At 44.4% G+C, this 12216-nt stretch carries 8 protein-coding genes; all 8 read right to left on the bottom strand.

Translation table 11 applies throughout. The annotated features are described in order from the left end of the window. Nucleotides 1-129: 129 nt before the first annotated feature. Nucleotides 130-1488: a transposase gene (locus GD630_RS15825; protein WP_182505640.1), complete on the bottom strand. Its 1359-nt coding sequence runs from the start codon at nt 1486-1488 to the stop codon at nt 130-132. 194 nt (nt 1489-1682) lie between these two features. Next, nucleotides 1683-2516, bottom strand: coding sequence for a prolipoprotein diacylglyceryl transferase (lgt, locus tag GD630_RS15820; RefSeq protein WP_143869234.1), 834 nt, complete (start codon nt 2514-2516; stop codon nt 1683-1685). Between the two features lie 27 nt (nt 2517-2543). Then, complete coding sequence (locus GD630_RS15815) at nt 2544-3455, bottom strand: ketopantoate reductase family protein (protein ID WP_143869236.1); 912 nt, start codon at nt 3453-3455, stop codon at nt 2544-2546. Nucleotides 3456-3518: 63 nt separating this feature from the next. Further along, nucleotides 3519-4622 (bottom strand): redox-regulated ATPase YchF, encoded by a 1104-nt coding sequence (ychF, locus tag GD630_RS15810; protein ID WP_007762552.1) that lies wholly within the window; start codon nt 4620-4622, stop codon nt 3519-3521. Nucleotides 4623-4688: 66 nt separating this feature from the next. Continuing rightward, entirely contained in the window at nt 4689-5831 is a 1143-nt protein-coding gene (araJ, locus tag GD630_RS15805; RefSeq protein WP_143869238.1) for an MFS transporter AraJ, read from the bottom strand. A gap of 140 nt (nt 5832-5971) precedes the next feature. Continuing rightward, nucleotides 5972-8497: an SGNH/GDSL hydrolase family protein gene (locus tag GD630_RS15800; RefSeq protein ID WP_143869240.1), complete on the bottom strand. Its 2526-nt coding sequence runs from the start codon at nt 8495-8497 to the stop codon at nt 5972-5974. 14 nt (nt 8498-8511) lie between these two features. Next, the gene (locus tag GD630_RS15795) at nt 8512-9723 is read right to left on the bottom strand and encodes an alginate lyase family protein (RefSeq protein WP_143869241.1); all 1212 of its coding nucleotides are present in this window, start codon (nt 9721-9723) and stop codon (nt 8512-8514) included. 12 nt (nt 9724-9735) lie between these two features. Continuing rightward, nucleotides 9736-12207, bottom strand: a complete 2472-nt coding sequence (locus GD630_RS15790) for a glycoside hydrolase family 2 TIM barrel-domain containing protein (RefSeq protein ID WP_143869243.1) — start codon at nt 12205-12207, stop codon at nt 9736-9738. Nucleotides 12208-12216: the final 9 nt, after the last annotated feature.

Raw genomic sequence — 12216 nt, 5'->3', positions numbered from 1 at the left:
ATTCCTTTATCCTTTTTTATAGAATATTATTTACATATTCTTATGTTTTCTCTTCCAACCTTGCATTATGTACATGTCTTTTTTAGGGGAAGTTAAAACCTCTCCTGTTTACCTCTCATTTTAGTCAGATTATGCTGCCTTTCTTATTTTCTTTTCAACCTTTTCTATCATACATACCGCATTGGCCGTATGTATTCCAAAGAAAATCCAAAGCATTTCCGTTTTCCTGTTTCTGGCTTTTATCCTGGCCAGTGAGTAATGTTGTTTCTGTGTTCCAAAGCTTCCTTCCAGGCGGGTGGCTCTTTCACGGCCGAGTTCCGACCGTAAGATCTTACGAAGCGGCTCGTCTTTGGCAGCTCTGCCCTTACGCTTAAAGGAAGTACTGATGTGATATCTTGTACAAAATTTCCGGTTGGCATTATTAGCATAGATTGAATCCGCTGCAAGCGCCTTCACTCTAACCCCGGTCAGTTGTTGTTGCAGACGAATACAGTCCTTCAAACGTATTCCTTCGTTGAAAGCCTTAAAGGAGATATGTTCTATGAAGGAGATCCCATCTATCTGTATATTGTTGACTTTGGCGCCGAATTCAACGGATTTGTTTTCCTTGCCTCTGATAATGGGACGAAGGTAATGACGGTCGATACTTACAATACGGTCGGACACTTTTTTACCTGCAAATAAATACTTCCCTTGCTCAAGGACCCTCTGTATGACCGAGAAACGTCTTTGGTAATCGGAGGATAGTGTAAGCCTGTCCCTGTAGGAGGAATGAAGCAGCCTCAGCTGCTCAAGTAACTTTTCCAACAACTGAAGTAACCTGCGTTTAATCATACGGGTCTGTGATTTCCTGCGTTTACGAAGTTTGCTATAAGCAAGGTAGGCGCGGCTTACATCAAGATACTTGTTACGGGGACGTTGTATGTGCAATGTACGGCAATGTTTGCACAGATGACGGTGAAGCCATGCAATACCTTCCCATAAAAGTTTGACATCGGTAGGAAAGCGCAGATGACTTTCATAACAGGTGGCATCGGTCATACAGACATGAAGGTTTTCAAGGTAAGGTTTCCAGTGCTCAGCCAGAATAAGCTGGAGGGACTCAATATCAAGATGGTCCGCCAGTTCCTGACGGATTGCACTGACGATTTTTGAATTGGTCAGTGGATGAAGAGGATCAATCTGAACACCACAGAATATCTGGTAATGAATATTACCGTTTAAATGTTCGATCAGTTGTGAATCGGAGAAGTTGGTATAGGACTTCAAGACCATCAAGGCTATTTTACCTTCAGGAGAAAAATAACTTTTACGCCCCAAAGCGGAAGACTTCAAATGCATTTGGCGGGCCAGTGCCGAGAAAGGAAACAGAGAATGGAGCCGACCTAATTCACTCGTTGCAAAACTTTGACGATATTTTTTTAGTATATCGAACTCGGTAAAACCTAAACTAGGTTCGATTTCTGAAATTTTTTGTATCTTTACCATGTGTTTTTATATTTAATTACCCCCGTTTTGGCCGTCAAACCGTTTTTTGGGGGGAGTGCTTAAAGATACAAAAAAGGCAACTAATTCGCAATGAAGTAGTTGCCTTTAATTTTATTATTTTAGGAATATCCCTACATATGGTTATAAAACAAACACATATTTGCGATAATTTGCGTTAATCCTGCGTTTTAACATCAAGCTACTTTCTTCTTTTTATCATAGAAGAACATGAAATAAACGCCTATTATGACAAATGGAATACTTAGCCATTGTCCCATATTAAACATCATTTGGTCCTCGAACGCTTCCTGGTTCTCTTTCAGGAACTCGATGAAGAAGCGGAAGGTGAAGATATACGTCAGGCAGAGTCCGAAGAAGAATCCGCGATGCAGTTTCTTGCTGTAATTCTTATACAGATAAATCATGATGAAGAACAGGATGAGGTAGGCGATGGCCTCATAAAGCTGTCCCGGATGGCGAGGCTGCATATCTACACGTTCAAAAACGAATGCCCAAGGTACATCGGTCGGTTTACCGATGATTTCAGAGTTCATCAAGTTGGCAAGGCGGATGAAACAGGCTGTGATCGGTGTAGCTACGGCAATCATATCCAATACATCCATATAGTGGAGTTTTGTCTTACGGCAATACAGCCATAGTGCCACTATCAGTCCCAGTGTGCCTCCGTGACTGGCCAGCCCTTCGTATCCGGTAAATTTCCAGTTTCCATCCGGCATAAACTTGATGGGAAGAATCATTTCCCAAAAATGGGACAGATAGTATCCCGGATCATAGAATAAACAGTGTCCCAGACGGGCACCGATAAGAATACCAAAGAAACAGTAAAAGAAAAGCGGATCAAACTTCTTCTCTTCTATCTTCTTATCCCGGTACTGGTAGTGAACAATAACGTATGCAAAGAATATTCCTACTGCCCACAATAATCCGTAATAACGGATAGAAATGCCGAACAGGTTGAATAGTTCGGGATTGGGATTCCAGTTGATGGATAATAGCATGGTATTCATGTTATATAGTTATTAATGGGTTAATGATTAGTGTTTGGTAAATTTTTCCGCAACCATTCGGTACGTCGGTATGTCGATACCTTGTTCTTCTGCCGCTGTGATCATATCGAAAAGCAGTCCTTGTATTTCGGATTCGTGTCCGCGTGCCAAGTCTTTTTGCATGGAAGCAGTGCTTTCGGGATCAAGTTTATCAATGACTTTCAGATTGTAGGCAACGGGATCTTCCGGAAATTCAACACCCAGTTTCTTTCCTAAAGCAGCGCTTTCTGTGGAAAGCCCGATAAAGGTGTCCCGCACTTTTCCCGGTTTCTGAACCTCACCCATCGGGACATCGTAGTAAGCGCCCGTTACAGCCATTGCGGAGATGAACGACCACTTAATGAATGTATCCCGATTGATATCGGATGACAAATCTACTTTGATACCCGCTTCTTGCAAATCCTGTTGGATGGCTTCCAATAAGCCGGGTTTTACAGTTGTTCCACGATGAGCGCCATATACCAGCCGGAAGATTTTCCCCATTTGGGTGATCTCTCCTGTGCCGGATACGAAGCCTACAATGTAGATACAACCATCCAGAACCTTAACTTCCGGAACAAGTTTCTGTATGCGCGGCCCTGTACCGTACACATTCAGTATAGGAATGACAACCGTATCTTTGTGGGCGGCTCTTTTAATGAGTTCTACGATGGAATCGACCGAATAACCCTTTACGCATACGAATATCACATCTGCTTTTCCATCGAACTCTTCTGCGGTGGTTGCCGGAATATGGAGTGTATGTTCTCCTTTAAGATCCGACTTCAGTTTCAGTCCGTTCGTCTGTATTGCCTGTAAATGGGCTCCACGTGCAATACAAGTAACATCCTTGCCTGCCAGCGACAAAAATCCTGCGATACTGCCGCCTACCCCTCCGGTTCCTGCAATGAGATATTTCATTTTAATGAAGAATTAAGAATTTAGAATGAAGACTGGGAAAAGTTCTTCATTCTTGATTTATTGTTATACGTTGAAACGGAAATGCATGATGTCACCGTCCTGTACGATATATTCTTTGCCTTCCACACCTAGTTTGCCTGCCTCTTTCACAGCCGCTTCCGAACCGTACTGGATATAATCATCGTATTTGATGACTTCTGCACGGATAAATCCTTTTTCAAAATCGGTGTGGATAACACCAGCACATTGAGGAGCTTTCCATCCTTTGTGATAAGTCCAGGCTTTCACTTCCATTTCTCCGGCTGTGAAGAAAGTTTCCAGATTCAACAGCTTGTAGGCTGATTTGATGAGGCGTGCCACACCCGATTCTTCCAGTCCTACTTCGGCAAGGAACATCTGCCGGTCTTCATACGTTTCCAGTTCAGCGATATCTGCTTCCGTTTTGGCTGCAACAACCAAAATCTCGGCATTCTCGTCTTTTACGGCTTCGCGCACCATATCTACGTATTTATTGCCGTTTACGGCACTGGCCTCGTCTACGTTGCAGACGTACATCACCGGCTTGCTGGTCAATAGGAATAGCTCATGAGCAATTTTCTGCTCATCTTTTGTTTCAAAAGTCACTGTACGTGCGGATTTGCCTTGCTCCAATGCCTCTTTGTATTGGACTAACACATCGTAAGCTTGTTTGGCTGCTTTGTCTCCACCGGTCTGTGCCTGTTTCTGTACTTTCTGGATACGGCTTTCGATGGTTTCGAGATCCTTCAGCTGCAATTCGTAGTCGATAATTTCTTTGTCGCGGACAGGATTCACACTTCCATCTACGTGCGTTACGTTATCATCGTCGAAACAACGGAGTACATGGATGATCGCATCTGTCTCACGAATATTGGCGAGGAACTTATTTCCCAGTCCTTCACCTTTGCTTGCGCCTTTCACCAGTCCGGCGATGTCTACGATTTCTACCGTGGTAGGGACGATACGTCCCGGATGTACCAACTCTGCCAATGCGTTCAGACGTTCATCGGGAACGGTGATAACACCTACATTCGGTTCAATTGTACAGAAAGGAAAGTTTGCCGCCTGTGCTTTTGCGTTCGACAAACAGTTGAAAAGTGTCGACTTACCCACGTTCGGTAGTCCTACAATACCACATTGCAATGCCATTTATCTATTTCTTTTTTATTTAGTTATCGATAATCAGACTGCAAAGATAGGTATTTTGGTAGAGTTTTAGTATTTTGCTTGGTATTTCTTATAAAAAATCAAGAACAAAGTGAATCCGATCAGGGCAAACGGTACACCTGTCAGGGCAGGGTAGCGGTATCCTCCGCTGACGGCAAGTCCGCCTGCGTATGCGCCAATGGCGTTTCCCAGATTAAAAGCAACCTGTACGCAGGCTGCTCCCAACATCTCACCGCCTTTGGCTACACGGATGATTAATACCTGTTCCGGGCTGGATACGGCGAATAGTCCTGCCGTGCAAAGACACATCAACAGGGCTGCCGCCCATTTGTAGGGTGAGAGGAAGAATATGAGCAACAGCATGATGCAGATAAGTGCCTGTGCGGCAGTTCCTACTTTTCCGGGTGTGTAACGGTCGGAGAGTCGTCCGCTAATCAGATTGCCCATTACCATACCGAATCCGGCAAGAATCATCAAAGGGGTAATACTTTCGACTGAGAAACCGGAAATATTTGTCAGCATTGGGTTGATATAGCTGTACCAACAGAATACACCTCCGTTGCCTAATGCCGTAGCGCCGAGAATTAACCATGGAGCAGGAGTTTTCAGGAAACGGAATTGTCCTTTGAAACCTGTATCTTCCAGTCCTTCTACGTGGGGAACCCAGCGCCAGATATAATATAGGATAACGATTCCCCAGATTCCTACCAACAGGAAAGTGATACGCCAGGAGAGCATGGTACTTAGAGAAGTTCCCAAGGGTACACCGAAAAGATTGGCAATGGTCATTCCGGCAATCATGATCGAAACGGCTTCCGAACCTTTTCCTTTATCGGCCAGTCTTTCCGCGACGATAGAACCTACTCCGAAATAAGCACCATGAGGAAGCCCGGAGATGAAACGGGCAATTAGCAATACCCAATAATTGGGGGCCATTGCCGCGCAGATATTACCTATCATAATCAAGGTAACCAGTACTAACAGAATGTGTTTCAACGGGTATTTACGGGCCAATGTCAATACAGGTGCGCCAACACATACGCCCAAAGCGTATGCCGAAATGAAATGTCCCGCAGTCGGGATACTGATACCTAGATCTTTTGCCACGTCGGGCAATATTCCCATCATTACAAATTCGGCAATACCCAATCCCAGTGTGCCGAACGCCAATGCAATAAGACTCTTCTTCATACGAAACCCTACCTAATACCTGTTACTTTTTACCTTTATTTTTTTGCGGGTGCAAAGGTAAAACAAAATTGGTCAGGATGAGTTCGTGTGAAACGATTTTGATTTAAATCAATTCATACAGGAAGACATATAGTTGACGGTTATTCATTAATCACTATGTTACGGATGACGCATTCCGTACCTTTACTTTTAGGGTTTTTCTTTTTAGATACCCGTATCGTCAATGTATGTGTTTTCTTATTGTCCAATTCGGAGGCCAATACGTATAGCCATGGAAGATAAAGGCTTTTACTCCATTTGGTGAATGTATCTAACTCATGGAATTCTTTACCGTCAATGCTATATTCGATAATTCCCGAATATGGTCCGCAAGCCATGAACAAGCCTACAGCCTTTCCTTTGAAAGAATAGGTGAAAGTAGCTCCCGGAGAGTCTGCATAAAGCATTGGAACATTTACGAACCCTTTTCGTGTGTTTGTCTTTTCTTTGGGTTGCCAAGAAGGGACAATAGTCCAATCGTTTTTAATCCGAGCTTCTTTCAGGTCGATGAATTTTCCATTAGCATAACTGTATTTATCTAGAGATCTTGCAGGTATCTCATGTTCTTTGCGTGTGATATTTTGGGGAAGTGACCACATTTTATCCCAGAGTGCCTGTATGTCGGCTGCATAGAATTTATGTCCAAACCATTTAGGATGTACGCCGCCAAAATCTTTCCAAGAGAACTCCTGCTTTTCTATTCTTTCCGAAATTTCTCGGGCACAATTAATAGAAGGAATCAGATAATGATTTGCTACCCGTTCATGGTTTAGGATAACATCCGGAACTTGTCCTTTGGGGAACATTTCTAAGAAGGGCTCATATACAAAATGCAACATGATAATATCTGTGTATGGATTGGCTGTCAAAGTGTGGCGTATTACTCCTTCCATGCCACGTACTTGTTCCAACGGAGGGAAACCGTTGGTATGGTCATTGACTGCTCCCTCAATAAATAACAAGTCGATATTTCCTTTTGCCAGTATATCATTGTCTAATCGGAAAGCGTGCGGGGTTGTTCCGGTAGAAGGAATACCGGCATCAATAAAGTCAAATTCGGTAAAAGGAAACCGTTGCTTCAGTTGTTCCTGAATCATATTTCTCCAACCGCGCATTTCGGTAATAGATCCTCCGAAAAAGGCAACACGTCCTTTCTTCTCTTTTTCAAAACGGATAAAAGAGTTCGTCAGGCTACCTCGAATATTATAATATTGCTTTTCCTTATATGCGGGTTGGTGTCGAAGAATAAAATCGACGATAGGTTCCGGATTCTCAAGACTGTGAGGATGATGCTCCGCTCCCGGTTTGATAATGACTTCTACCGGGCCTCCTAATTCAACATAGGTATCCCTTACCAATTTCATATTTTCGGCAAAAGGAACTACGGTATCACTGTCTCCGCATACGGCAAGGATGGGTACTTTGTGCTGGGCTAATGCTTGCAGATGGAATATCGGATTTTCTTTGAAAGTTTCGGGAGTGGCATCTGTCAGTTCCCAATGCTTCAAGAAGTCCTTCCAATGTTTTTCTCTTTTTTTCCCCGGCCAGCTGAACATATCACATACCGGATTGTCAAGATACATACAGGCTACTTTGTCCGGATGGGCGATTCCCCATTGCAGAGCATAGTATCCTCCCCGACTCAGTCCTTCCAGTACAACTTTGGGAGATAGTTCATATTGTGACACCATGTTGTTGTAGAAGTCCGTTCCTGTTTTGATAGATTTCGGACAGCCGTATTCATGAGTCAGATCGTAATAGACTACATGGAATCCTTCTTTCAACAACGCTTCGTCTGCGTAAGCGAATACACCGAAGAATGCCGGTCTCCATATCCAGGGATTACCCTCCAATGCCTTTTGGGGACAGACTACGGTAGCTGCTTTGTTCTTATAGGTGAAATCGTAACGTTCGTATCCTTTCCATTTTCCTTTCAAGCCCGGAAAAGGTTGTATCTCGTGGGTACTTTCTTTACCTGTCAGCGCCTTATAAATCGTTTTCGCGAGAATATGGGCGCCTTGTTCATTAGGATGCAGGTTATCCACAAAATTCTCCGGCATATTGGCAGTGACCGTGTGCAAGTCTATTACCTGAGCATTCACTTCTTTAGCCACCTCATTAATCATGGGAATCACTTCTGTCGTAATCACTTTGTCGCGCTCACTGAATTTTTTGCCATTGATGGTTACCGGATAGCAAAGATATATTTTCACGGCAGGAGACACTTGCTTGAAAGAGCGGATCATTGTCTGCATATCTTTAGGATATTCATTTTTATATTTCCAGAATATCGGATTAGTGTCGTTTGTCCCCAACTTTATAATAAGGATGTCCGGCCGGAAGTCGAGTGCCTGCTTATAAGCCTTCTCTTTCATGTATGAATTGCTTTTTTGAATCATTGTACGACCGCTGACACCGAAATTGCGTACCTCATATTCCTTGCCCAACATCTGTCCAAGTATCATGGGATAACTGTCTTTATCCCGGTTTTTAATGCCGGCTCCGGCAGTGATACTGTTTCCTACACAGGCTACTTTTATCTTAGGGGCCGTTTTAGGATCTGTCTTTGCCTCTGTGTGAACACAAAGAACTATACCTAGAATTATCAAGAGTAATTTGCTTTTCATACCGTTCAATATATTTATTCTAAGCTATATAATAAGTATCTTCTATCCGTTTTGGGAGTATTCATATACTTTTCGCTAATTGCCTCCCAGCCGGATTTTTTGTCATAGAAAGAAGCCCGACGCAGTATCCAGCAACTTGTCTGTTGCTCTTTGTCCCAACCTTTAATCTGTTGATACGGAAATTCACTTTGTGGTTTGCCTACGAAGGAAGCCATATACTCCAGGGCTTTTGTTATGTTTCGTCCGTCTTTGGAAGTACTGTTGTATATATCAATGTCCAAATTCCGGCAGACAGCACACATATCCATCATGTGAATCAAGTTGAAGTTGGTATAACCGAATCCTGTGGTACGTGCCAATTCACGGGGCTGCTTGCCGTCCGGTTCAATTTGCGGGAATAAACGTTTCTCTGCAAATTCGCTGATTGTTTTCCGTGCCAGTGCGGAATCTCCGGTAAAGAGCGCATATACTGTCTGCTGTACGTCGAAAGCCAATCCGTGGTTGTTTTTTGCAGTTCGTTCTTCGTTGGCTACGGAACTGGTCTGTATCCATTTCAGATATTCCTTGAACCAGTTTTTAAGTCCTTCGCGGTCTGCTTTTGTGAAGGAAGTGGAAGTACTCATCATCTCTACTACATCCAATACTTCAATGAACGCATAAGCATCAATCATGCCGAAACCTCTTCCTTTGCCTCCGTTGCGTCCCGGAATCATCTGTCCGTAGTTCATATTGGGGTTCATGCGGGTTGCGGGATTCAGAAACCAGACACGGGTGAATTCTGCAGCTTTGGCAGCGTATTTCTCGTTGCCGGAGAAATAGTAGGCAGTACCCAATGTAAGGATGTTACTTATCGTCTTGCCGATATTGGTGCGGTCGCTGGTTGCATTGGGATTCCGGACACCGTCTTTCCTGATATAGGGAAGGCCGTCGGGCTTAGTGGGATCAGGCCACCAGTAAGGCCCCATACTCATGTAGTCGTGTTTGTCTCCGCTACCGGGAACCATATCTTTATCCATTACAGAGACGGGTTTGTTTTTCAATGCCTTGTCTGCATCACTCATTAATCTTGCAATGGCAGGTGCGTACTCTTTTTCTTGCATACGTGCCTTTACTTTGGCCAGCTTCTCTCCGTCATAGACTCTGGTGGCAGGAACTTGTGCAGTCGTTTTTCCTGCTCCGGAGAGCAGGAAAAAGACAGCAATCAACAATCTTATAGAGTTTTTCATGGTTTTATCTGTTTATTTGATTGAAATAAATGTAGTTTTAATTTGTGGAATATCACAACGGACAGATACAATAGATTCTCCGTTCCGTTTATTTACCCGAATAGCGGCACGGCCATTATAAGCCTGTACTTTTCGCGAACCGATGGAAGTTCCTTGATTTTCGATCAGTTTTCCATCTCCCGTCAGTCCGAACTCTATGAAGTTTTTCGCGTTCAGGCAGGGGATTCCTTGTGTGTCTACGATTTGTACTTCCACCAAAGAAAGGTCGGTTCCGCAGGACGTTACTTTTGTTTGCAAGCGTGCCGGAGTGCCCCATGTGCGGGTCTCGTATACAAAGCGTAGGGTATCTGCCACTTCCTCTTTTCCTTTAGAGCGTGCGATAACCGTATTCTCTCCGGCTTGTAACCGACACTTCCAATGCAGTCCCGCTGCCGGATAATCCTGGCTGTTGCGTTTCTTCATACCTTGTGATACACCATTGACCAACAGTTCCACTTGAGGGCAGTTGGAGTATACCAGTATTTCTTTCTGTTCGTCTGCTTTTCCCCAGCGGACAGGCCATGTATGTCCATAGATGTGTATCATCGGTTTTTTGGTCCAATAAGACTGGAAGACGTAATACGTTTCTTTGGGAGTCAAGTCTCTTTCCACTACTCCTTTCTGGTTGACATAAGGAACGGGATTCTCGGGGCGTACCGGTGTAGAGAAATCTTTGAACGGCCAATAAGCGGAACCTGTCAGCCAATCCATTGTCTCCTGTTCTTTCAAATGCCAGTCGATGAGGCGTACCATATAGCTTTCCGACCAATCACCGTCTTTGGAGGCACGTGCGCTTCCACCGTATAAGGAAGCGTCTCCTGCCCGTTCGTCCGTACCCTTACCGGCTTCTATCTTATCCAGATTGATGAAGGGGTCTTCTGCATGGCGGCGTGCATGGCAGTCTCCTCCCCATTCGGCATGAAAGAAGTGTTTCACCTGCTGCATCTCATGGTATGAGGCGTTTTTATAATCAGTAAATATACCTCTGTACCATCCTGCCCAGATAGAAGGAGAATAGACATCTACGATATCTTTGCAGAAATCACATCGGCGGATGGCAGTTACACGGTTGTCATCCAGTTGATGCGCGAGGTCGTGAAGCTCTTTCATGAAAGTCCGTATCTTTCCCTTATCAAATTCCGGAAAGTCATTGGGCCAGTCATTTTCATTACCCAAGCCCCAGATGATGATTGCCGGATGATTATAATGCGTATGAATCATACTCTCCAACATTCGTTTGGCTTGCGCCTGATAGCGCTCACCACCCAATCCACCACGGCACCAGGGGATTTCTTCCCATACAAGAATACCCAATTCATCGCATAGAGAAAGGATAATGCCGGATTGCTGGTAATGTCCCAGACGGATGAAGTTGACACCCATCTGTTTCATTAGGGTCATTTCTTGTCGCATTTGGCTCTCCGTCATGGCGGCTCCTACGCCCGCATGGTCTTCGTGACGGTGAGTACCACGTAACAACAGTCGTGAACCATTGAGCATGAAAGGGCCTTTTTCAATAAACTCAAATCGGCGGAAACCGAAGCGTTCAACCGCTTTCTGTTCCTGATTATTGTGTTTCAGCCGTACTTCGCAAGTGTAAAGCTGCGGATGTTCGTCCGACCATAACTCCGGCTTCCGGACAGTGGTTGCCAGTAAAGCTGCTTTCCCAAGTGGCAATACTTCTTTTTCTTCGCTGAGTATCACTTTGCCGGAAGGGTCTTTGATAATAATGTTGGCGGTGGCTTTTCGCACGTCTGCCGGATTGTAAAAGAAAGCATGGACAGAAAGTGTTCCCTTTTTCAGTTCCTTATCCGGGTTCGCATCTATCTGTATCCGTTCTATGGAAACTTCCGGCACATATACCAGATTAAGGTAGCGGTATAATCCGCCGTACACATTGAAGTCTGATAGATCGGAGGGGATCATTTCCGCGTCACGGCTATTGTCGCATCGGATGGAAAGAGGAATCTTGCCATCGAATCTCTTGGCACATTCGGGAGTAGCGGCAAAAGCTTGTACGGCTTCCGTTATATCTGCTGTCCATTCATCGTAGCCACCTGTATGTGTGGCAACGAGAGTGGTGTAAATATATACTTCCGTCTTTTGCCCCGCACCTTCAAAATCAAGTAGAATTCGTCCGTTGGGATAAGGATTATTGATATCCAGCAATGTCTTATACCATCCGGGACCTTGATAATAGTTCAAGTCCGGGTCTACTGCATCTGTCGCGTTGAAGCAATGTGGCAATGTGACGGGTGTCCATAAAGGTACACTTTCCGAAGTTCCCGGACTGGCTGGGCGTACCGCTTCCCAAATATTTCCGATATCTCCCCGAAGATAGAGCCAGTTGTCGGTGAGACGGGTTTTATGTTCAGTGAGTACTTTAGCCCCTGCCGTTGACAGACAGGCTACCAATAAACATATTGTATAAATAAGTCGTTTCATCTTTCAGTT

It is taken from the genome of Bacteroides zhangwenhongii (genome assembly GCF_009193325.2).
GTDB lineage: Bacteria > Bacteroidota > Bacteroidia > Bacteroidales > Bacteroidaceae > Bacteroides > Bacteroides zhangwenhongii.
The sequence above is the reverse complement of the archived record's forward strand: the minus strand, read 5'-3'. Positions and strand labels throughout refer to the sequence as shown.